Source organism: Mycobacterium montefiorense (genome assembly GCF_025823255.1).
GTDB lineage: Bacteria > Actinomycetota > Actinomycetes > Mycobacteriales > Mycobacteriaceae > Mycobacterium > Mycobacterium montefiorense.
Map to the genome: position 1 here is coordinate 89,294 of NZ_JACKVL010000006.1, position 20,687 is coordinate 109,980.

Annotated in this window: 23 protein-coding genes, 1 tRNA gene and 2 pseudogenes; 18 read left to right on the top strand and 8 right to left on the bottom strand. The window is 65.1% G+C overall.

What is annotated here, in order from left to right:
• Positions 1-33: 33 nt before the first annotated feature.
• The 9 genes from murC (at position 34) to H7K34_RS02280 (ending at position 8,019) form a co-directional block, all read left to right on the top strand.
• A complete protein-coding gene (gene murC, locus H7K34_RS02240; RefSeq protein WP_276059215.1) occupies positions 34-1,461 on the top strand; it encodes a UDP-N-acetylmuramate--L-alanine ligase in 1,428 nt (475 codons plus the stop codon).
• Positions 1,458-2,441, top strand: coding sequence for a cell division protein FtsQ/DivIB (locus H7K34_RS02245; RefSeq protein ID WP_264059455.1), 984 nt, complete (start codon positions 1,458-1,460; stop codon positions 2,439-2,441). Before murC ends, H7K34_RS02245 begins: the two co-directional genes overlap by 4 nt.
• A 221-nt stretch (positions 2,442-2,662) precedes the next feature.
• Entirely contained in the window at positions 2,663-3,817 is a 1,155-nt protein-coding gene (gene ftsZ, locus H7K34_RS02250) for a cell division protein FtsZ (RefSeq protein WP_108921360.1), read from the top strand.
• 80 nt (positions 3,818-3,897) lie between these two features.
• A complete protein-coding gene (pgeF, locus tag H7K34_RS02255) occupies positions 3,898-4,605 on the top strand; it encodes a peptidoglycan editing factor PgeF (protein ID WP_264059462.1) in 708 nt (235 codons plus the stop codon).
• Between the two features lie 5 nt (positions 4,606-4,610).
• Positions 4,611-5,399 (top strand): YggS family pyridoxal phosphate-dependent enzyme, encoded by a 789-nt coding sequence (locus H7K34_RS02260; RefSeq protein WP_264059470.1) that lies wholly within the window; start codon positions 4,611-4,613, stop codon positions 5,397-5,399.
• A gap of 68 nt (positions 5,400-5,467) precedes the next feature.
• Positions 5,468-6,109: a cell division protein SepF gene (locus H7K34_RS02265; RefSeq protein ID WP_264059472.1), complete on the top strand. Its 642-nt coding sequence runs from the start codon at positions 5,468-5,470 to the stop codon at positions 6,107-6,109.
• A 155-nt stretch (positions 6,110-6,264) separates the two neighbouring features.
• The gene (locus tag H7K34_RS02270) at positions 6,265-6,555 is read left to right on the top strand and encodes a YggT family protein (RefSeq protein WP_108921356.1); all 291 of its coding nucleotides are present in this window, start codon (positions 6,265-6,267) and stop codon (positions 6,553-6,555) included.
• Positions 6,556-6,814: 259 nt separating this feature from the next.
• Entirely contained in the window at positions 6,815-7,624 is an 810-nt protein-coding gene (wag31, locus tag H7K34_RS02275; RefSeq protein WP_264059475.1) for a DivIVA-like cell division protein Wag31, read from the top strand.
• An 83-nt stretch (positions 7,625-7,707) separates the two neighbouring features.
• Complete coding sequence (locus H7K34_RS02280) at positions 7,708-8,019, top strand: hypothetical protein (RefSeq protein WP_264059479.1); 312 nt, start codon at positions 7,708-7,710, stop codon at positions 8,017-8,019.
• Positions 8,020-8,029: 10 nt separating this feature from the next.
• Here H7K34_RS02280 and H7K34_RS02285 read toward each other — a convergent pair.
• Positions 8,030-8,710: pseudogene (locus tag H7K34_RS02285) on the bottom strand (phosphoribosyltransferase); the annotation flags it as partial.
• Between the two features lie 757 nt (positions 8,711-9,467).
• Here H7K34_RS02285 and H7K34_RS02290 point away from each other — a divergent pair.
• Positions 9,468-9,881: a PE domain-containing protein gene (locus H7K34_RS02290; RefSeq protein WP_264059481.1), complete on the top strand. Its 414-nt coding sequence runs from the start codon at positions 9,468-9,470 to the stop codon at positions 9,879-9,881.
• Here the strand turns inward: H7K34_RS02290 and H7K34_RS02295 are convergent.
• Positions 9,860-10,111, bottom strand: a pseudogene (locus tag H7K34_RS02295) (hypothetical protein); the annotation flags it as partial. The gene H7K34_RS02290 and the pseudogene H7K34_RS02295 overlap by 22 nt on opposite strands.
• Before the next feature lie 239 nt (positions 10,112-10,350).
• On the opposite strand from H7K34_RS02295, the gene H7K34_RS02300 reads away from it, so the two are divergent.
• Complete coding sequence (locus tag H7K34_RS02300) at positions 10,351-11,514, top strand: PPE family protein (RefSeq protein ID WP_264059483.1); 1,164 nt, start codon at positions 10,351-10,353, stop codon at positions 11,512-11,514.
• Positions 11,515-11,533: 19 nt separating this feature from the next.
• Here the strand turns inward: H7K34_RS02300 and H7K34_RS02305 are convergent, their stop codons facing one another.
• Complete coding sequence (locus tag H7K34_RS02305; protein WP_264059485.1) at positions 11,534-12,163, bottom strand: TetR/AcrR family transcriptional regulator; 630 nt, start codon at positions 12,161-12,163, stop codon at positions 11,534-11,536.
• Positions 12,164-12,419: 256 nt separating this feature from the next.
• Here H7K34_RS02305 and H7K34_RS02310 point away from each other — a divergent pair, with 256 nt between their 5' ends.
• Positions 12,420-12,716: a WXG100 family type VII secretion target gene (locus H7K34_RS02310; RefSeq protein WP_264059488.1), complete on the top strand. Its 297-nt coding sequence runs from the start codon at positions 12,420-12,422 to the stop codon at positions 12,714-12,716.
• Positions 12,717-12,763: 47 nt separating this feature from the next.
• On the top strand, positions 12,764-13,048 hold the full coding sequence (locus H7K34_RS02315) for a WXG100 family type VII secretion target (protein ID WP_264059491.1): 285 nt from the start codon (positions 12,764-12,766) through the stop codon (positions 13,046-13,048).
• Positions 13,049-13,151: 103 nt separating this feature from the next.
• On the opposite strand, the gene H7K34_RS02320 is transcribed toward H7K34_RS02315, so the two are convergent.
• A tRNA-Leu gene (locus tag H7K34_RS02320) sits at positions 13,152-13,237 on the bottom strand.
• A 112-nt stretch (positions 13,238-13,349) separates the two neighbouring features.
• Between H7K34_RS02320 and H7K34_RS02325 the strand changes: the two genes are divergently transcribed.
• Genes H7K34_RS02325 through H7K34_RS02335 form a run of 3 tightly spaced genes read left to right on the top strand, consistent with a single transcriptional unit; the run spans position 13,350 to position 15,892 of the window.
• Complete coding sequence (locus H7K34_RS02325) at positions 13,350-14,714, top strand: M20/M25/M40 family metallo-hydrolase (RefSeq protein ID WP_264059498.1); 1,365 nt, start codon at positions 13,350-13,352, stop codon at positions 14,712-14,714.
• Between the two features lie 29 nt (positions 14,715-14,743).
• The gene (locus H7K34_RS02330; protein WP_108921779.1) at positions 14,744-15,271 is read left to right on the top strand and encodes a YbhB/YbcL family Raf kinase inhibitor-like protein; all 528 of its coding nucleotides are present in this window, start codon (positions 14,744-14,746) and stop codon (positions 15,269-15,271) included.
• A gap of 42 nt (positions 15,272-15,313) precedes the next feature.
• Positions 15,314-15,892, top strand: a complete 579-nt coding sequence (locus H7K34_RS02335; protein WP_264059505.1) for an alpha/beta hydrolase family protein — start codon at positions 15,314-15,316, stop codon at positions 15,890-15,892.
• On the opposite strand, the gene H7K34_RS02340 is transcribed toward H7K34_RS02335, so the two are convergent.
• On the bottom strand, positions 15,886-16,161 hold the full coding sequence (locus tag H7K34_RS02340) for a hypothetical protein (RefSeq protein ID WP_264059506.1): 276 nt from the start codon (positions 16,159-16,161) through the stop codon (positions 15,886-15,888). The two genes, H7K34_RS02335 and H7K34_RS02340, sit on opposite strands and share 7 nt — an antisense overlap.
• A 302-nt stretch (positions 16,162-16,463) precedes the next feature.
• Between H7K34_RS02340 and H7K34_RS02345 the strand changes: the two genes are divergently transcribed.
• A complete protein-coding gene (locus H7K34_RS02345) occupies positions 16,464-17,825 on the top strand; it encodes an HNH endonuclease signature motif containing protein (protein ID WP_264059507.1) in 1,362 nt (453 codons plus the stop codon).
• 1 nt (position 17,826) lies between these two features.
• On the opposite strand, the gene H7K34_RS02350 is transcribed toward H7K34_RS02345, so the two are convergent.
• Genes H7K34_RS02350 through H7K34_RS02360 form a run of 3 tightly spaced genes read right to left on the bottom strand, consistent with a single transcriptional unit; the run spans position 17,827 to position 20,251 of the window.
• Positions 17,827-18,903, bottom strand: coding sequence for a quinone-dependent dihydroorotate dehydrogenase (locus H7K34_RS02350; RefSeq protein ID WP_264060468.1), 1,077 nt, complete (start codon positions 18,901-18,903; stop codon positions 17,827-17,829).
• A gap of 23 nt (positions 18,904-18,926) precedes the next feature.
• Complete coding sequence (locus H7K34_RS02355; protein WP_264059509.1) at positions 18,927-19,181, bottom strand: DUF5703 family protein; 255 nt, start codon at positions 19,179-19,181, stop codon at positions 18,927-18,929.
• Positions 19,178-20,251, bottom strand: coding sequence for a YncE family protein (locus H7K34_RS02360; protein WP_264059512.1), 1,074 nt, complete (start codon positions 20,249-20,251; stop codon positions 19,178-19,180). The genes H7K34_RS02355 and H7K34_RS02360 overlap by 4 nt, the downstream gene beginning before the upstream one ends.
• Before the next feature lie 110 nt (positions 20,252-20,361).
• On the opposite strand from H7K34_RS02360, the gene H7K34_RS02365 reads away from it, so the two are divergent.
• Positions 20,362-20,664: a hypothetical protein gene (locus H7K34_RS02365; RefSeq protein WP_264059514.1), complete on the top strand. Its 303-nt coding sequence runs from the start codon at positions 20,362-20,364 to the stop codon at positions 20,662-20,664.
• Positions 20,665-20,687 lie beyond the last annotated feature (23 nt).

Here is a 20,687-nt window from a genome sequence, read left to right on the forward strand (position 1 = left end):
AATCCGTTGCCGCCCGAGCTGCAGCGGGTGCACATGGTGGGCATCGGGGGAGCCGGAATGTCGGGCATCGCCCGCATCCTGCTGGACCGGGGCGGGCTGGTGTCGGGGTCGGACGCAAAGGAGTCCCGCGGTGTGCACGCGCTGCGAGCCCGTGGCGCGCCGATCCGCATCGGGCACGACCCGTCGTCGCTGGACCTGCTGCCCGGCGGTGCGACCGCGGTCATCACCACTCACGCTGCCATCCCGAAGACCAACCCCGAGCTGGTTGAGGCCCGGCGCCGCGGCATTCCGGTGGTGTTGCGGCCGGCGGTGCTGGCCAAGCTGATGGATGGGCTGACCACGCTGATGGTCACCGGCACCCACGGCAAGACCACGACGACGTCGATGCTGATCGTGGCCCTGCAGCACTGCGGGCGCGACCCGTCGTTCGCGGTGGGCGGGGATCTCGGTGAGGCCGGCACCAACGCGCACCACGGCAGCGGCGACTGCTTCGTCGCCGAAGCCGACGAAAGCGACGGCTCGCTGCTGGAATACACGCCCAACGTCGCGGTGGTCACCAACATCGAGATCGATCACCTGGATTTCTACGGCAGCCCAGACGCCTACGTCGCCGTCTTCGACGCTTTTGTCGAGCGGCTGGCCCCGGGCGGCGCGCTGGTGGTGTGTACCGACGATCCCGGGGCCGCGGCGCTGGCCCAGCGCAGCAGCGAACTGGGAGTCCGGGTGTTGCGCTACGGGTCCGGGTCGCCAGGGGAGCCGGACCAGAAGTTGGCCGGCACCCTGCTGTCGTGGGAGCAGCAGGGCACCGGAGCTGTCGCACACATCCAATTGGGCGACCAAGCCGTGCGCACCATGCGGCTGTCGGTGCCGGGTCGGCATATGGCGCTCAACGCACTCGGCGCGTTGCTGGCCGCGATCGAGGTAGGCGCCCCGGCCGATCAGGTGCTCGACGGACTCGGCGGTTTCGAGGGCGTGCGACGCCGTTTCGAATTGGTCGCAGCGGTGGGATCGGTGCGGGTATTCGACGATTACGCCCACCATCCGACCGAGATCGCCGCGACGCTGGCGGCCGTCCGCACGGTTGTCGAGCAGGGCGGCGAGGGTCGCGCGCTGGTAGTCTTCCAACCCCACTTATATTCGCGGACAAAGGCTTTCGCTGCTGACTTCGGTCACGCACTCAACGCCGCCGACGAGGTGTTCGTCCTCGACGTCTACGGCGCCCGAGAACAGCCGCTGGCCGGTGTCAGCGGGGCCAGCGTCGCCGAGCACATCAGCGTGCCGGCGCGCTACCTGCCGGATTTCTCTGCGGTCGCCGATCAGGTGGCCGCCGCCGCCGGTCCCGGTGATGTCATCGTGACGATGGGGGCCGGCGACGTGACGCTGCTGGGGCCCGAGATCGTGACGGCGCTGCGGGTGCGGGCTAGCCGCGGCGCGCCCGGTGCGCCCGGGGTGTTGCGATGACCGAGCCCAACGAGCCCACACCCACCGACCTGGTCGCCGACTCCGGCGAGGCCACCGAGCCGCCCGACGCCGCCGCCGATTCGGTGGACAACGCGGTCACCGAACCGATCCCCGTCGAAGAGGTTCAACCGGAAAACGATCACACCGAGCCCGAGCAAGCCGGATTCGAGGGACCACGCCGTCGGGAGCGGCGCGAACGGGCCGAGCGTCGCGCCGCGCAGGCCCGCGCCACCGCGATCGAGGAAGCGCGCCGCGAAGCCAAGCGCCGGGCCAGCGGCCGCATCGTCAACCAACCCAAACCCGTTGGCCGTGGCGTCGTCCGGGGCTTGAAGCTGTTCCTCGCGACGGTGCTGGTGGTGATCGTCGGAGTCGGCCTGGCGCTGATCCTCTACTTCACGCCGGTGATGTCGGCGCGCAACATCGTCGTCACCGGCAACGGTGCGGTGAGCCGCGAGGAGGTCCTCGACGCGGCCGGGGTGCGGATCGGCACGCCGCTGCTGCAGGTCAATACCAATCAGGTCGCCGACCGGGTGGCGGCGATCCGCCGGGTGGCCAGCGCCCGGGTGCAGCGTCAATACCCTTCGGCGCTGCGGATCACGATCGTCGAGCGAGTTCCCGTGGTAGTAAAGGACTTTCCCGACGGGCCGCACTTATTCGACCGCGACGGTGTCGACTTCGCGACCGGCCCGCCACCGCCGGCGCTGCCGTATATCGACGTCACCAACCCCGGACCGACCGACCCGACGACCATGGCCGCGTTACAGGTGCTGCTGGCGCTGCGGCCGGAGGTTGCGGATCAGGTGGGCCGGATCGCGGCGCCGTCGCTGGCCTCGATTACCCTCACGCTCGGTGATGGGCGAGTGGTGATCTGGGGTACGACGGACCGGACGGATGAAAAGGCCGAGAAGCTGGCCGCGCTGCTGACGCAGCCGGGCAAGACCTACGACGTGTCCAGTCCTGATTTGCCAACCGTCAAGTAGCGGCCCGCACTCCGGGGCACGCCAAACACCAAAAAATTGACCGAAATTTGCGTGCGGCGCCTCGGCGCGCCTGCAGGGTTAGCGCGCATCGTGCCCATACCGTTCTGGTTGCGCGGAACTACTTGACATAACTCTAACTCTATGGTTGAGGTTGAGAGTTTGCCAGGGGGACCGCCACCGTTCCGGTAGAACCGAATCCCACCAGGGAGGAAGACGAGATGATGACCCCCCCGCATAACTACCTGGCCGTCATCAAGGTTGTGGGTATCGGTGGCGGCGGCGTCAACGCCGTCAACCGGATGATCGAACAGGGCCTCAAGGGCGTCGAGTTCATCGCGATCAACACCGATGCGCAGGCACTGTTGATGAGCGATGCCGACGTCAAGCTCGACGTAGGCCGCGACTCCACCCGTGGATTGGGCGCCGGCGCCGATCCCGAGGTCGGGCGCAAGGCCGCCGAGGACGCCAAGGACGAGATTGAGGAGCTGCTGCGCGGCGCGGACATGGTGTTCGTCACCGCCGGCGAAGGTGGCGGAACCGGCACCGGCGGTGCACCCGTCGTCGCTAGCATCGCCCGCAAGCTGGGCGCGCTGACCGTCGGCGTGGTCACCCGGCCGTTCTCGTTCGAAGGCAAACGACGCAGCAACCAGGCCGAAAATGGCATCGGGTCGCTGCGCGAGAGCTGCGACACCCTGATCGTGATCCCCAACGACCGACTGCTGCAGATGGGCGATGCCGCGGTGTCGCTGATGGATGCGTTCCGCAGCGCCGACGAGGTGCTGCTCAACGGTGTCCAGGGCATTACCGACCTGATCACCACGCCCGGCCTGATCAATGTCGACTTCGCCGACGTCAAGGGCATCATGTCCGGCGCGGGCACCGCGCTGATGGGCATCGGCTCTGCCCGCGGTGAAGGCCGCTCGCTCAAGGCCGCCGAGATCGCCATCAACTCGCCGCTGCTCGAGGCGTCGATGGAGGGCGCCCAGGGCGTGCTGATGTCGATCGCCGGCGGTAGCGACCTGGGCCTGTTCGAAATCAACGAGGCAGCTTCGTTGGTCCAGGACGCGGCGCACCAAGACGCCAACATCATCTTCGGAACCGTCATCGACGACTCGCTGGGCGACGAGGTGCGCGTCACCGTCATCGCGGCCGGCTTCGACGCGGCCGGACCCGGGCGTAAACCCGTGGTCGGTGCCGACAAGGCAGAGAAGGCCGGCGGTGCACACCGGATCGAGTCGGCGAAGGCGGGCAAGCTCACCTCGACGCTATTCGAGCCGGTCGACGCCGTCAGCGTCCCGGTGCACACCAACGGCTCGACCTTGAATATCGGTGGCGATGACGACGACGTCGATGTGCCGCCCTTCATGCGCCGCTGAGAACGGACATGCACCCGACCCCCGGCCCCGGCCACGCGTCGGGGACGGTTGGTCGGCGCGGAATCTCGGATACTGGTTACGTGACCGTTCGCATCCGGCGAGTGACGACCACCCGCGCGGGCGGCGTCTCGAAGCCACCGTTCGACAGCTTCAACCTCGGCGACCATGTTGGTGACGACCCCGCCGCGGTGGCCGCCAACCGTGCCCGGCTGGCCCGCGCCATCGGCCTGGGTGCCGACCGGGTGGTGTGGATGAACCAGGTCCACGGCGACCGGGTCGAGGTCGTCGACCGGCCGCGGAATGTCGCGTTCGATGACACCGACGCGTTGGTGACACGTACACCCCGACTGGCGTTGGCCGTGGTGACGGCCGACTGTGTGCCGGTATTGCTGGCCGATGCGCGGGCCGGTGTGGCCGCGGCGGTGCACGCCGGACGCGTCGGCGCGCAGCGGGGAGTGGTAACTCGCACGGTGGAGGCGATGCTGAAGCTGGGCGCGCAAGCGGACGACATATCGGTGCTGCTGGGCCCAGCGGTCAGCGGACGCAACTACGAAGTGCCCGCGGCGATGGCCGACGAGGTCGAGGCGGCGCTGCCGGGCAGTCGCGCCACCACCGCGAACGGAACGCCGGGTCTCGATCTTCGGGCCGGAATCGCTTGCCAGCTAAAGGGTTTGGGCGTCAACTCGATCGACATCGATCCGCGCTGCACAGTGGCCGACCGTGCTTTGTTCAGCCATCGCCGGGACGCGCCGACTGGGCGACTGGCGTCGCTGATCTGGATGGAGTGACCGCTATGGCGGTTGGAATATCAGACGCGGGATCGAGTCAGGGCAACCGCGAAACTGAATTGACTCATGCGTTGGCGGCAGTGCGTTCGCGACTAGCGATGGCCGCGGAAGCAGCGGGTCGCAATGTCGGCGAAATTGAACTTCTCCCTATTACCAAATTCTTTCCGGCAACCGATGTTGCGATTTTGTCCCGATTGGGTTGTCGGTCGGTCGGTGAATCGAGGGAACAAGAAGCAACGGCAAAAGTGGCGGAACTCACTCGGTTGGCGGCGGCTTCTGCGCGACCGGATTCTCGCGAGCTGCACTGGCACATGGTGGGACAGATTCAGCGTAAGAAGGCGCGGTCGATGGCACGCTGGGCGCACACCGCGCATTCGGTCGACAGCACCCAACTGGTGACGGCGCTGGACCGCGCGGTGATGGCGACGCTGGCCGAGGGTGGACGGGAGCACCCGCTGCGCGTCTACGTTCAGGTGAGCCTGGATGGCGATATCTCGCGCGGCGGCATCGACATCGCCACGCCGGGAACCCTCGACGAGGTGTGCGCGCAGGTCGAGGAATCGCAAGGTCTGGAACTCGTCGGGTTGATGGGCCTTCCGCCGCTGGACGCCGACGCCGCCGCAGCCTTTGAGCGGTTGCAATCCGCACACCGCCGGGTGCTCGAAGTGCACCCGAATGCGGTCGGTTTGTCCGCCGGCATGTCCAACGATTTAGAAATCGCGGTAAAACACGGTTCGACGTGTGTGCGTGTCGGTACCGCGCTAATGGGTCCACGGCGGCTACCGTCACCGTGAATAGTCACTGTAGTCACACCTTCATCACAGACAACAGAAATCCCAGGGGCTAGAAGGGGTCGTACGCAATGAGCACACTGCACAAGGTCAAGGCCTATTTCGGTATGGCCCCAATGGACGACTACGAAGACGAGTATTACGACGACCGCGCACCTTCCCGCGGTTTCCCGCGTGCTCGTTTCGACGAGGGTTACGGCCGCGGCTATGACGGTCCCGACTACGACGATCCACGTGGCGAGCCGGGCGACTACGCGCCCGCCGGCTACCGCGGCGGTTACGCGGACGAGCCGCCGCCGTTCCGCGGCCGCGAGTTCGACCGCCCGGACATGGGCCGCCCGCGCCTGGGGTCGTGGCTGCGCAACGGGTCCACCCGCGGCGCGCTGGCCATGGACCCGCGCCGGATGGCGATGATGTTCGAAGAGGGCCACCCGCTGTCGAAGATCACGACGCTGCGGCCCAAGGACTACAGCGAGGCCCGCACGATCGGCGAGCGGTTCCGCGACGGAACCCCGGTGATCATGGACCTGGTATCGATGGACAACGCCGACGCGAAACGGCTGGTCGACTTCGCTGCCGGTCTGGCCTTTGCGTTGCGGGGCTCGTTCGACAAGGTCGCGACCAAGGTGTTCCTGCTGTCGCCCGCCGACGTCGACGTCTCGCCGGAGGAGCGCCGCCGGATCGCCGAAACTGGCTTCTACGCTTACCAATAACCACATCCACCCCGCTAGGCAGCGGCGTTAGGCATCAGCGGTCCAGCTGCCGATGCGGCGTGTATGAGATGTCGGCCCACAGGTGAGTCGGTACTCTTGCGATTGCCGCGCTACCGCGCGGGGATTGACATCTCATCGGTAAGGTCGGGCTCTCGTTGGTGCTGTTCTTTCAGATCCTTGGGTTTGCGCTGTTCATCTTTTGGCTGCTGCTCATCGCTCGGGTCGTCGTCGAGTTCATTCGCTCGTTCAGCCGTGACTGGCATCCCACCGGCATCACCGTGGTGGTCCTCGAGATCATCATGTCGATTACTGATCCGCCGGTGAAGCTGCTGCGTCGGCTGATCCCTCAACTCACCATCGGTGCGATCCGCTTCGATCTGTCCATCATGGTGCTACTGCTGGTCGCGTTTATCGGCATGCAGCTCGCCTTCGGCGCCGCGGCGTAAGCCGCATTGGATGCCGACGGCTCTGAGCGACGGTTTGGCCACGGTTCGGCCTCGGTTTGATGCGCGCGATTTGCAAATTCTAAGGATTGGGATTTTATGGCTCTTAGTGTTTGAAATTGGGTCTTAATTTATTGGGCAATCGGCAACCGCCGGGTCTGGTGTGACAGGATGGGCGGCAGTTGCACAACCGCTGCCACTCCGTTCTACACTTTCGGGAACGTTTGACAGGAACTTGACAGGAACTTGAGGGGACGAAACAATGCCGCTTACACCAGCCGACGTCCACAATGTGGCGTTCAGTAAGCCGCCTATCGGCAAGCGCGGTTACAACGAGGACGAGGTTGACGCATTCCTCGACCTGGTGGAAAACGAGCTGACGCGGCTCATTGAAGAGAACTCCGATCTGCGCCAGCGGATCGAGGAACTCGACCGCGAACTGGCCATCGGTGGCGGTGCCGCCGCCGCTGCCCCCGCTGCTGCCGTCGCACCCGCGCCCACCCCGCCTGCCCCTGTCTTCGAGCCCGAGCCCGAACCCGTCAGGGCGGCTCCGGCGCTGGCCGCGACGGGGACCAACGAGGAGCAGGCCCTGAAGGCGGCCCGCGTCTTGAGCCTGGCCCAGGACACCGCCGATCGGCTGACCAGCACCGCAAAGGCCGAATCGGACAAGATGCTGTCCGACGCCCGCAACAACGCCGACCAGATCATGACCGAGGCCCGTCAGACCGCCGAGACCACGGTCACCGAGGCCCGTCAGCGCGCCGACTCGATGCTGGCCGACGCCCAGACCCGCTCCGAGACGCAGTTGCGTCAAGCCCAGGAGAAGGCCGACGCCCTGCAGGCCGACGCCGAGCGCAAGCACACCGAGATCATGGGGACCATCAACCAGCAGCGCACCGTGCTGGAAGGCCGTCTTGAGCAGCTGCGCACCTTCGAACGCGAATACCGCACCCGGCTGAAGACCTACCTCGAGTCCCAGCTTGAGGAACTCGGTCAGCGCGGATCGGCGGCTCCCGTCGACTCGAGCGCTGATACCGGTGGGTTCGACCAATTCAATCGGGGCAATAACTAGCCGGGAGTAGTGCCGGACGCCACGTTCGGCACACTTATGTGCACTGGACCTGGCAGTCCCGCCCTTCGGCTTGAGGATGACCGATGCTGATCATTGCGCTGGTACTAGCCCTGATTGGGCTTGTGGCCTTGGTGTTCGCCGTCGTGACCAGCAACGAGCTGGTGGCCTGGGTGTGTATCGGCGCGAGCGTCCTAGGTGTGGTGCTGCTGATCGTCGACGCACTGCGTGAACGCCAGCAGCGTTCCGAAGGCGACGACGAAGAGCCGGCTGCTGACGACGCGGTCGACTACCCCGAAGAAGTCGCGGATGAGAGCGCGCAGGACGCCGCCGCTGCTGACGGCGCGACCGAGGAGTCGACGGTTTCGGCCGAAGCCGTCGACGACTCGACTAAGTAACCGATCTCGCTCAGCGCGTCGGCGTATTCAGCAGCTGGCGCACCTCGTCGTCGCTGACCTGGTGAAAGTCGGCATAGACCTGCCCCACAGCCTCGAATGCGGGCGGCATCGTCGTGCACACGACCTCGTTGGCCACCTGGGCGAGTTCGCGGCAGACTGATTCCGGGCCCACCGGGACGGCGACGACGATCGATGCCGGTCCACCGGCCCGGACCGCCCGAACTGCAGCCAGCATGCTCGCACCGGTCGCTATGCCGTCGTCGACCAGGATCACGATCTTGCCCCGTGGGTCGATGACCGGGCGCCCACCCCGATACGCGTGCTCGCGTCGTGCCAGTTCGGCCGTCTCGCTGTCGATCACCTCGCGGACCTGCTCGTCGGTGATGTGCAGGCTGGAAACCACGTTGTCGTTCATCACCACGCCGCCGCCGCTGGCCAGTGCGCCCATCGCGAGTTCCGAGGCGCGGGGCACCCCGAGCTTGCGGACCAGGAATACATCCAGTGCCGCGTGCAGCGCCGAGGCGATCTCCCAGGCGACCGGAAGGCCGCCGCGCGCTAGCCCGAGCGTCAGCACGTTGTCCTTGCCGCGGTAGGCCGTTAGCTGCTCGGCCAGCGCACGACCGGCATCGTGGCGGTCGTGGAAGGTTCGCGTCACCGTTCGGCGCAGGAAGCCGTTCCGTGGGTTCATGGGTCCACCCCAGTCTAGGTGCCTGCGACCACCCTACGCCGCAACCAAGGATCTCCAGTCAAATTGCCCACGGCAAATTCAATAACCTTGTGCGGCTTGAGAATTAGCTAGACTCGTTCCACCCAAAACTGATCGTGGATAGGGACCGTCCCATGGGGGATGAACTCGACGCGAACGGTCGCGGCGGTGTCGATCGGGTGAATATCTGGCCTCAATTCTTTACGGATTCGCTACGAAAGATGTTGCACGGCAACTAAACTCGCACCCAGCCTGCGTGGTGGTATCGGGTTTGCCCACACCGAATATCGTGTTGCCAGGCGCGGGCGACGCGGATAATGAACTGCGTCGGATCGAGCGACCCTCTCGGGCGATTGCACCAGTCGCTCAATTTGGGCGATCGGCGAAGCGTTACGCGCCTTCCCCGGTGGTCAATCCCTTTGTTATTGAAGACAATACGATTCGTCGATACCCGTATCGGGGCGCTGGTGTTTTTCCACGATCGTGAGTCGGACCTCAATCTCGATCGATGCAATCGCCCGGAGGGAGCTCCCGTGATGGTTCTCCAGTCATTGCTGCCAATGTATGTCGATTGGTGCATATGTTGCTGGTGTTTCTTAGAAACTGGAAATTCTTCTAGGTTTCTAAGGAATTGTTTAGCTGGAGGTTGTTAGCTTGTCGCTACTTGGCGGTGGTGACGTTTCGCTGTCGAGGTTGTGTCCGGTGGTTGCGGCTGGGTGTTTGGTGAGAAGGGTTGGGCTTCATGTCGTTTGTAGTCGCGTCCCCTAAGATAATGACGGACGCGGCAACATCTTTGGCGATCCTGGGATCAGTAGTCCGTGCGGCCAACGCAGCGGCCGCCGCACCCACGACGGGATTGATACCCCGTGCCAGCAGTCGCCAAGCCCGAAATTCTTGCGGCCAAGATCCACAACGCACAAACCGAGTTGCTCGACGTCGCCGTTTAGGCGAAGTGATGTTCGGTTCACCTGCTATGCCTCGAGTTCGCCGCGGGCGGAGTGGGGGTCACCTCAATGTCGGCTCCAACCGGGCGGCAGGGGTTTTGGTGCTGGGCTCGACGAGATACCTGATCGATCGATCAGGGAGAGACCCTGCGGGGCTACGTGTCTGTGGCGTTGTGTGTGACGGCTCCTCGAGGTCCTCGCCGGACTCGTAGAAGAGACGACTATTCGAGCCGGTGACAATTTCGACGAGGTAGACACCCAGCGGTTCGACCTCGTAGTAGTGATGCGCGTAGCCCTGCGAATCCACCGCCGCGGCACACCAAATGCCCGGTGCGCCACACCTTTGCTTGACCGGTATCGAGAGGACGGCGATCAGCGCAACGACGGCGATGACCGCGGTTCGCAGTGCTTTGTACACTCCACCGCGCCTGTGCGCGTGCATATGTGACCCGTTCTCCTCGGTCATCCCGGTCCTGCGATCTACGCCCTGCATACAACGCCCCCTGAAAGCATTGCCGCAATGATTCACATTAAAAATCTAGAAAATATTCTAGGTAATCTCAGGAACCGTTTCTAGTGTCATATATAAGCCCACTGATAGCGGGCTTCCCACCGGCGGGGCTGCTTGTCGGCCGTCATCGGATCCGTTGAAGTGTCGGATTGATTGAAGGGATTGCGGCGATGTTGGATTTTGCGTGGTTGGCGCCCGAGATCAACTCGGAGCGAATCTTTACTGGTGCGGGGCCGGCCCCGTTGTTCGCGGCGGCAACCGCCTGGGAAGGGCTGAGCGCGGATTTGCAAGCGACGGCAGCGGCGATTCAATCGGTGCTTACCGACCTGACAAGTGGACCGTGGACGGGGGCAGCGTCAGCAGCGATGGCGGCTTCAGTTTCGCCGTATGTGCCCTGGATGACGGCGGCCGCCGCGCATGCGACGTTCTCGGCAGCTCAAGCCCAACTGGCGGCAATGGCGTTTGAGACGGCAATGACTGCCACGGTGCATCCGGCGGTGATAGCGGCCAATCGAACGCTATCTCTGGCTTTGATAGCGACGAATTTCTTAGGACAAAATACTCCGGCGATCGAATCTACAGAATGCGAGTACATGGAGATGTGGGCGCAGGACGTGGCCGCGATGTCCGGTTATCACGGCGAGGCGATGTCGTTGTCTGCAGCGTTGACGCCATTTGATGCACCGCCGGTGAATTTGGAGGGAGCCGCTGCCTCGGCGTCGGCTCCGCCGGCGCCGGCGCCGGCAGCAGTGCCACCCCCGGGGATGTCTTCACTTGCCAGAGGGGTGTCCGGGGCGCCAACGATGGCATCCGAGATGGGCGTATCACAATTGATGTCGGCGGCGCAGGCAGCGTTAGGGCCAATCGGCACGGTGATGGGCCCGCTCATGCAGTTGGGACAAACCGCGAAGCCGAATGCGACCGGGTTGGTCGGTGCGGCAGTTGAGGGAATTGCCGCCGACCTGCCCAAGTCCCCCTTCGCTACCGCAACCGCCGTAAAGGGCCTGAGTGGCGAGGCAATGGGTCGGGGGATTTCGGCAAGTCTCGGGCAGTCACGGCTGGTGGGAGCCATGTCAGTGCCGCCCACCTGGCCGGGTTCGTCGCCGGTGGGGATGGCTAGTTCGGCTCTACACGGACTGGGCGCGATATCTAATCCCACCGTGCTTACCGAGGAGCCGGTGGCTGCTGCGGGGACTACTCCGATGACGCCGATGCCCCCCGGCCTCGGCGGTCTCGGCGGTGGCATGCCGGGCGCGATGACCAGCCGCGGCGCCGCGACTCCGACTGCGGCGCAGCGGCCGCACAGTGTGGTGCCGCACATCGGTGTCGGATAACCAATCGGGCGGCGCCGAACTATTGCTGCGCGGTAATGCGCAGCACCTCATCGATTCGTCCACATTCGACAAGATGCCCGATGAGCATGGTTCGCATGGCACGTCGCTGGTCGTCAATGTCGACGATGTCCGGGAGGGCCAAATTATGCAGGGCGAATCCGTGTGCGAGCGCGACCAACCCCGCGGCAATTTCCTGCGGCTCGGGCATACCCGCCGCCGTAGCGGCGGCCGCTGCCACGGCGTGCGCGGCGGTCAGTGCTTCGCCCATCGTGTCGCGAAACTCAGGTTGACGGGCGGCGGTGAGATAGGCCTCGAGAAGTGCGGCGGTGTCTGGCCATCGCGGAGCGGCAGCCAACGCAAACGCCGTTGCCACTTCATCGGTGGTTCGGTGCTCGTTCGCGAGTGCCGATGCCAATTGGTGCAGGTTTGCGATGTCCTCTCCGACGAATACCAGCAGAGCCTCACGGCCCAGGTCAGCGATCGAATTGAAGAAGTAACTGGCTGTTGCCAACGGGAGATTCGCCTGCTCGGTGACCGCACGGTGGGTGAGGCCAGCGAAGCCCTTGGCGGCGGCGACTTCGACCGTCGCGCGGAGCAAGGCGTACCTGCGTGCCTGCGCCCGGAGCTGCCTTTTTTGGGGAGAACTCACCCGGCAACTCTATCTGCCCATTTGGCAATCAGGCCCTCAGCCGGGCCGACCGCAGCCCCCAATGGCAACGCACTGGCCGTAACGATCAAAGACCGACCTCAGGAAAGCCTTCCAAATTTGATCGCGCAATTCGCAGTTTCCGACATTTGTTACTAGAAACTCTTCCAGGTTATAGATACAATTAGCTCCGGCTGGTTAGTTGAAAATGGAAAATGGCGTAACTGCGCCTTGATGATCACCTAAGGAGAAGGGCAATATGACAACACGTTTTATGACCGACCCGCATGCGATGCGTGAGATGGCGGGTCGCTTTGATGCGCACGCGCAGGAGGTGTCGGATGAGGCTCGCAAGATGTGGGCGTCGTCGATGGACATCGCTGGCGCGGGCTGGAGCGGTCGGGCTCAGGCGGCCTCGTACGACACCATGGGGCAGATGAACCAGGCGTTCACCAACATCATCAACATGCTCCACGATGTGGGCGGCGGGCTGAGACGCGATGCGAACAACTACGAGACGCAAGAGCACGCCTCGCAGCAGGCCCTCGGCCACTAGCCGCGAAACTCGCTGCTAACCAACACTTTCAAGGGAGAACATGGACAATGTCGATCAATTACCAGTACGGAGAAGTAGACGCCCACGGCGCCCGGATCCGCGCACAGGCCGCTTCGCTGGAAGCCGAGCACCAGGCCATCGTTCGCGATGTGCTGGCCGCCGGTGACTTTTGGGGTGGCGCCGGTTCGGTGTCTTGCCAGGAGTTCATCACCCAGTTGGGGCGCAACTTCCAGGTGATCTACGAGCAGGCCAACCAGCACGGCCAGAAGGTTCAGTCCGCGGGAAACAACATGGCCAGCACCGACAGCGCCGTCAGGTCCAGCTGGGCTTGACGGCGCGCCAAACCTGATTTCTCAACTGGCTCCGGTGCCACCGGCCCGACGTGTGCACCGGAGCCAGTTGAGCCGAAACGCCTGATGCGGTTTTTGATAGTTGTGTCCGAGGGGGGACTTGAACCCCCACGCCCATTAGTAGGGCACTAGCACCTCAAGCTAGCGCGTCTGCCATTCCGCCACTCGGACCAGACCAACGAGAGTTGGCAGCTAAGGCTAGCGGATCGGCCCGCGCGGACCCAAGTTAGCTCGCCGATGCCCGGCCCGGGACTTCCGCTGCCCGAGCCGGGCGTCCCGGGCAATGGTAGGAAAGGTGGTTGTGACCGTTGAGAACGGAGTTCCCAACCATCCGAGTGACGATGTGGTCGAAGTCGTCAGCAGGTTGATCCGGTTCGATACCACCAACACCGGTGAACGCGAAACCACCCGGGGTGAGGCCGAATGCGCGCACTGGGTCGCCGAGCAACTCGCCGAGGTGGGCTACGAGCCGCAGTATCTGGAGTCCGGCGCACCCGGGCGGGGCAATGTGTTCGTCCGCCTCGAGGGCGCGGATCGCTCACGCGGCCCACTGCTGATCCACGGGCATCTCGACGTGGTGCCGGCCGAACCGGCCGACTGGAGCGTGCACCCCTTTTCCGGCGCGATCGAGGACGGCTATGTCTGGGGCCGCGGCGCGGTCGACATGAAGGACATGGTCGGCATGATGATCGTCGTCGCGCGCCAGCTGAAGCAGGCGGGCATCGTGCCGCCCCGTGATCTGGTGTTCGCGTTTGTGGCCGACGAGGAGCACGGCGGCCGCTTCGGATCGCACTGGCTGGTCGAGAACCGCCCCGAGCTGTTCGACGGCATCACCGAAGCGATCGGCGAAGTGGGTGGTTTCTCGTTGACCGTGCCGCGTCGTGACGGGGGTGAACGCCGGCTGTATCTGATCGAGACGGCCGAGAAGGGCATCCAGTGGATGCGCCTGACCGCCCGCGGTCAGGCCGGCCACGGGTCGATGGCCAACGATCGCAACGCTGTCACTCTGCTCGCCGAGGCGGTCGCCCGGATCGGCCGGCATCGGTTCCCGCTGGTGATGACCGACACCGTGGTGCAGTTCCTGGCCGCCATCAGCGAGGAGACCGGCCTGACCTTCGACACCGCATCCGGCGATGTGGAGGGCGCGATCGAAAAGTTGGGCCCGATGGCTCGCATGTTGAAAGCGGTGGTGCGCGACACCGCCAACCCGACGATGCTCAAGGCCGGGTACAAGGCCAATGTGATTCCCGGGACCGCCGAAGCGGTGGTCGACTGTCGCGTGCTGCCCGGCCGGCAGGCCGCGTTCGAGGCGGAGATCGACAAATTGATCGGGCCGGACGTGACGCGGGAGTGGATCAGGGATTTGCCGTCGTACGAGACCAGCTTCGACGGCGACCTGGTCGATGCGATGAACGCTGCGGTGCTGGCGATCGACCCGGACGGCCGTACGGTCCCCTACATGATGTCTGGCGGCACCGATGCGAAAGCCTTTGCGCGCTTGGGTATTCGTTGCTTCGGCTTCGCGCCGCTGAAGCTACCGCCGGAATTGGATTTCGCATCGCTGTTCCACGGCGTCGATGAGCGGGTACCCGTGGATGCGCTGAGGTTCGGCGTCGAGGTGCTGGCCCACTTCCTGACCCATTGCTAGTGCAGAGAACCGAAACGAGAGGATCGCCCATGAGCTTGCCCGACCCGTATGACGCGCTGCCGAAGCTGCCGTCGTTCACCCTGACCTCGACCTCGATCACCGACGGTCAGCCGCTGGCCACGCCGCAGGTCAGCGGCATCATGGGCGCCGGGGGAGAAGACGTCAGCCCACAGCTGAGCTGGTCGGGATTCCCCGCGGAGACCCGCAGCTTCGCGGTCACCGTCTACGACCCCGACGCCCCGACGGCGTCCGGCTTCTGGCACTGGGCGGTGGCCAACCTGCCGGCCGACGTCACCGAGCTGCCCGCGGACGCCGGAGACGGTCGCGAGTTACCCGGCGGCGCGCAGCAGCTGGTCAACGATGCCGGCATGCGCCGCTACATCGGCTCCGCGCCGCCGCCCGGACATGGTGCGCATCGCTACTTCGTCGCGGTGCACGCCGTCGACGTCGACAAGCTGGACCTCAGCGAGGACGCCAGCCCGGCGTTTCTCGGCTTCAATCTGTTCCAGCACGCGATCGCGCGGGCCTACATCGTCGGCACTTACGAACAGAACTGAGCGCAGTTCCGACCGCACCGGCCTGGGCTCCGAATGAAAGTCGTGAAGCGTCGCGCGTGTGTGCTGGTTCTGCCCGGCGGCAGAGTGCGCAGCGACGAGGCTTCCCGCTGGTGGCAGCTGGCCAACATCCGGATGATGTTGGTCGCTGCCGCGTTGCGGTGGCGACTGGGCCGCGGCGTCGAGGTGCGACGCGTCCAGTACCGCCTCCGCGGCTGGAACAGTCCGCGCTACGACGCGGTGGCCGACGCCACCGCCGCCCTTGACGATGTCCGTCACCGGTTCGAGCCGAAAAGCATTGTTCTGGTTGGTCATTCGATGGGTGGTCGAGTCGCGACCAGGCTGGCTGCCGACGGGCAGGTCGGCGCCGTGGTCGCACTGGCGCCGTACTGGCCCCGCGACGACGGTGACCTGATTCCGGTGTCCACCCGGCTGCTGGTGGTGCACGGCACCGCCGATACCCGGACCGACCCAGTCAGCTCTCGCATCCAGACGCTACGAGCCCGCGAGCGGGGGATTGATGCGCAGTGGGTGGGCATCGAGGGCGTGGGTCACCACATGGTGCGGCGCTATTTCGAATGGCACCGCCGCACGGTGGATTTCGTCGCCGAATACCTTCAGTAGGTGTTCAACATCGGGCACATTTGCTTGAGCCAGTTGGCAATTGAGCTGCGATTGACGTCGAGAGTGGGATCGCTGGGTTGGGCGCCAGCCGTGGTGACGAAATGCTCGATCGCGGCTTTAACCTGGTCGGGAGGACTGTACTTCTCCAGCGTGTCGGCAGCTTTGCGGGCGGTCTCCGGTTTCGAGGCGAGCATCAGGTCGTCTTTGGCGCCGCCAAGGTCGTAACAGGTGGAAGTGTCGGGCGGCTCGCCGTTGGCCGTGCCACTCACGCAGCTCGCAATAACCACTGCGATGGCAGTGGTTCCGACAATCGTCAATCGGTTGAATCGCACCGGAGGTCTCCTTTGGGAGGATCGATTGTGGTGCGGCCACCATACAGTTGTCGTCAGCACGGAGAACAGCGAATTACAGCATCGCGTGTAGCTTGCATATTGTTCGCGATGGCAAAGAATATCTCTGTGCTGCTGACCCGGCTGCTGTTTTCGGAGCGCCCCAAACCACTTGAGTCACTTTAGTTTCAGTGATTTCAGGGCCGGCGTTTTCTGTCGGTGGGCGCGATTATCATTCGAACATGAGTTCGAGTAGTCGCGAGGAGATCCAAGCGGGTTTCGACGCACTGCGCAGCGCGGTGTCGCGCGTTGTGGGGCACACGTTCGATGTGCTGACCACTCCCGAACGGTTGGCATTGCTGGAGCGACTCGAACGCGAGACTCGGCGCCTGCGGGCGCCCGGGCATGAACTGATCAACCAGATCTGCGAACAGTCCGACTCTGGTGAGCTGGGTGGAACTCTGACCGCGGTGCTCGCCGACCAGCTACGAATCACGCGCAGTGAAGCCAGCCGGCGTATTGCCGAGGCAGTCGAACTGGGGCCGCGGCGTGCGTTCACCGGCGAGCCGCTGCCGCCGGTATTGACCGCGACGGCAGCGGCCCAGCGCGACGGCAAGATCGGCCCATCCCACATCGCGGTGATCCGCCAGTTCTTCGACCGGCTGCCGCAGTGGGTGGACATCGAGACCCGGGAATGCGCGGAGAAGGATCTAGCCGAACACGCCACCCAGTATCGGCCCGACCAGGTCGCCAAACTCGCCGACCGGCTGGCCGCTTGCCTGAACCCCGACGGCAACTACACCGACGGCGACCGGGCCCGCCGGCGTGGGCTGATTCTGGGCAAGCAGGACATCGACGGCATGTCGCGGCTCAGCGGCTGGCTGACTCCCGAGGCCCGCGCGACCGTCGAGGCCGTGCTGGCCAAATCCGGCACTCCCGGCATGTGCAACCCCGACGATGACGTGCCTGTCGTGGACGGCGAGGCCGATCAAGACGCGGTACGGTGCGATGGCCGCACCAACGCCCAGCGCAATCACGACGGAATTAACGCCGCGCTGCGGGCACTACTGGCCAGTGGAAAACTAGGACAGCACAACGGTTTACCGGCCACGATCATCGTGACCACCACGCTCAAAGACCTCGAAGCCGCAGCGGGTAAGGGACTGACTGGCGGCGGCAGCGTCCTCCCCATCCGCGATGTGATCCGTCTGGCCCGCCACGCCCACCACTACCTGGTGGTCTTCGACGATGCCAAACCCGTTGCGCTGTATCGCACCAAACGGCTGGCCTCGGCTGGGCAGCGAATAGTGTTGTACGCCAAAGATCGTGGCTGTACTCGACCGGGTTGTGACATACCCGGGTACTGGTGCGAGGTGCACCATGTCGAAGACTGGGCAACAACCCGCTGCACCGACATCGACCAGCTCACGCTGGCCTGCGGCCCCGATCACAAACTGCTCGAGGCCGGCTGGAACACTCGAAAACGCAAAGACGGTGACACGGAATGGATCCCGCCACCACATCTCGACCGCGGGCAGCCAAGGGTGAACACGTTCCATCACCCGGAGAACCTGTTGGCTGACGGAGAAGACGGCGCGGCGTGATTTAGCCGGGTGGTAGCTCTCCGGCGGCCGAGCCGACCGCATCGCTCAGCGAGGTAAACCCGCCGTCGTGTAGCCGCTTCGCGATGCCGTCGTGAATGTGCTTGGGCCACAAGCCGCCTCCGTAGATGAAGCCGGTGTAGCCCTGCAGCAGCGAGGCGCCCGCGGTGATCCGCTCCCAGGCGTCGTCGGCGGTCTCGATGCCCCCGACGCTGATCAGCACCAGCCGATCGCCGACCCGGCGGTAGAGCCGGCGCAGCACCTCGGCCGCGCGCCGCGCCACCGGCGGCCCGGAAATGCCGCCGGGGCCCAGCGCGTCGACTCCCGGCGTGCGCAGACCGTCGCGCGACACCGTGGTGTTGGTCGCGACGATGCCGGCCAGGCCCAGTTCGACGGCCAGGTCCGCGATGTCGTCGACGTCGGAATCGGAGACGTCCGGCGCGATCTTCACCAGCACCGGTACCGACGCTTCGGCGAGGACGGCCGACAGGATGGGCCGCAGCGACTCGACGGCCTGAAGATCGCGCAGCCCGGGCGTGTTGGGCGAGCTGACGTTGACCACCAGATACGACGCCAACGGGCCGACCAGCCGGGCGCTGGCCCGGTAGTCCTCGACGGCCTCGTCGGCCGGTGTGACCTTGGTCTTGCCGATGTTCACCCCGATCGGCACGTCCGGCTGGTGGCGGGCCAGCCGGGTGGCCAGCTCCCCGGCGCCGTGATTGTTGAACCCCATCCGGTTGAGCAACGCCCGGTCGTCGGGCAGCCGGAACAACCGCGGACCCGGATTGCCGGGCTGCGGGTGCGCGGTGACGGTCCCGACCTCCGCATACCCGAAACCTAAGGCGCCCCAAGTGAGCAGCCCCATGCCGTCCTTGTCGAAGCCGGCGGCCAGGCCCAGCGGTGCGGGGAAGGGCACGCCGAACACCGTGCTGGCCAACACCGGATCGGTCGGGCCAAGCAGCCGGTGCAGCAGCCGCCGCAACGCCCCGGCGGCGGTCGCGCCGCGCAGGGCGGCGAACACCAGGGTGTGAATACGTTCGGGCGGAATCACGAAGAACAGCCGGCGTAGCAAGCCGTACACGCTAAGACGCCGCTCGTGCGCCGTCACAGTTCCGGCTGATCGGGCCGTCGGCCATTGACACGAGATTTCTTGCGGCGCAACAGCACCCGTCTGCTGCCGTCGGTGTAGAGGCGCACCCGGGTCAGCTCCCAGCCGCGATATTCAGCCTCGATGGACAACCGGATGGAGGCGCTGATCCTGGTCACCTCCGGCGGCAGGCGCAACGGCACCCACTCGTAGTCGTCGGACATGTCCGTGTCCCAGCCTGCCGGTAGCCGGCTCCACCGCGCCGCGGTCAACGCGGTCCCGCCGCATGCTCGATGACCTGAACTCCCGCCCCGGATCCCGACACCACGTACAAGGTGCCCGAAGCTTCGTCAAAGGCCAACGAGTTGGGTTGCTGCACAGTTAGGTAACGCACCTTTTCGACGGGAATTCCGGTTGATAAATCGTAACCAATAACCATATTCGATGCGGTTTGTGACACCCACGCCAAATCGCGAGAGCCGGCCAATCCGTACGGGGCCTGCCGCACCGGGTAGGCCTGTCGCAGGATCAGCGGATCAACGCTATACACCAGCAGTTCGTCGCCGCGGGTGTCGGCCACCAGGACCCGGCCCACCGGATCGGCGACCATCGTCGTCGCGCCCTGGCCGGCCCGCAATGATTGGTCGGCACGACCGTCCGCGCCGATCGTCGTCACCGAGGTCTGTCCGCGATCCAGAACCACGGTCGTATTTCCTTGTGTGACAAGCCAATCAACCTTGGCGAAGATCTTCTTCCGGCTCTTGACCGCCGCGGTGCCCGTGCCGTCGGGCGGCGAAGCCAGCGTGTACACGGCGCCGTCGGCGCTGCCCAGCACCAGCAAGCCGTCGGCGCGGCGTGCGATAGCGGTGAAATCCACGCTCGCCGAATCGGCGACAGTCACCCGCGCGGTGTGCCCGGTGGCCAGATCCACCACGAAATAGCTGCCGCGGGCGGCCAAATAGGCCGTGCCGTGGCCGTCGCCGGTCAGCGCGCTCGTCGGTCCCGGCAAAGCGATCACCCGCGGCGCGACCTGCCCTTGGCCGAACACGGTGATGCTGGCGGAGGCTCGCGGATCGGCTGCGTTTTCGGAGGGGGCCAAAACCGCCAGCTGGCGTGTGCCGTCGTCGAACAGTGTCGCCGCCGCGTGCCCGGCCAGCGGCCGCACCGTGCCGGCCGGATCTTGCGATACTGCCGGCGACACCGCCGGACGTGCCGCCTCAATGGTGGGCGGGGCGCTATCGAGCGGATTCGATGAACAGCCAGCGACCAGCGCTAGCAAAATAAGCAGGCCAGCAAAACGCCGCTGAGCTGTTCGTTTCTGGTGCTTACGTCGTGTTAGCAACAACCAACCTTGAATCGGCGGACATGAAGTTCAAATTCTAAGGAACGCTGGCGCATCCAATGGGGCCATGTTGCCCGCATCCGCCCGCACTGGAGAGGTATCGTCGGATTGTGACCGTCATCGCTGACTGGCATACCGCAGACAAAGAGTTTGCTGTCGAAGATATTTCGACAGGGATCTTTGCGAGCGGGTACGGGCAAGTCGGTGATGGACGCAGTTTTTCGTTTCACATTGAGCATCGTTCGCTCGTCGTCGAAATTTACCGGACGCACCTTGCCGGGCCGGTTCCGCAGGCCGAGGACGTGGTCGCGACCGCGGTGCGTGGCCTGGTCGACATCGACGTCACCGACGAGCGCAGTCTGACCGCCGCGGTGCGCGACTCGGTCGCTGCAGCGGTCCCCGTCCCTCACTAGTCACCTCAGCTAGCGGCGACCCG

Coding starts and splice junctions, on each gene's coding strand:
- H7K34_RS02315 (WP_264059491.1), top strand. CDS start 12,764: ATGTCGATCAATTACCAGTACGGAGAAGTAGACGCCCACGGCGCCCGG.
- H7K34_RS02310 (WP_264059488.1), top strand. CDS start 12,420: ATGACAACACGTTTTATGACCGACCCGCATGCGATGCGTGAGATGGCG.
- H7K34_RS02280 (WP_264059479.1), top strand. CDS start 7,708: ATGCTGATCATTGCGCTGGTACTAGCCCTGATTGGGCTTGTGGCCTTG.
- H7K34_RS02325 (WP_264059498.1), top strand. CDS start 13,350: ATGGTAGGAAAGGTGGTTGTGACCGTTGAGAACGGAGTTCCCAACCAT.
- murC (WP_276059215.1), top strand. CDS start 34: ATGGTGGGCATCGGGGGAGCCGGAATGTCGGGCATCGCCCGCATCCTG.
- H7K34_RS02265 (WP_264059472.1), top strand. CDS start 5,468: ATGAGCACACTGCACAAGGTCAAGGCCTATTTCGGTATGGCCCCAATG.
- H7K34_RS02260 (WP_264059470.1), top strand. CDS start 4,611: ATGGCGGTTGGAATATCAGACGCGGGATCGAGTCAGGGCAACCGCGAA.
- ftsZ (WP_108921360.1), top strand. CDS start 2,663: ATGACCCCCCCGCATAACTACCTGGCCGTCATCAAGGTTGTGGGTATC.
- wag31 (WP_264059475.1), top strand. CDS start 6,815: ATGCCGCTTACACCAGCCGACGTCCACAATGTGGCGTTCAGTAAGCCG.
- H7K34_RS02245 (WP_264059455.1), top strand. CDS start 1,458: ATGACCGAGCCCAACGAGCCCACACCCACCGACCTGGTCGCCGACTCC.
- H7K34_RS02300 (WP_264059483.1), top strand. CDS start 10,351: ATGTTGGATTTTGCGTGGTTGGCGCCCGAGATCAACTCGGAGCGAATC.
- H7K34_RS02330 (WP_108921779.1), top strand. CDS start 14,744: ATGAGCTTGCCCGACCCGTATGACGCGCTGCCGAAGCTGCCGTCGTTC.
- H7K34_RS02345 (WP_264059507.1), top strand. CDS start 16,464: ATGAGTTCGAGTAGTCGCGAGGAGATCCAAGCGGGTTTCGACGCACTG.
- H7K34_RS02290 (WP_264059481.1), top strand. CDS start 9,468: ATGTCGTTTGTAGTCGCGTCCCCTAAGATAATGACGGACGCGGCAACA.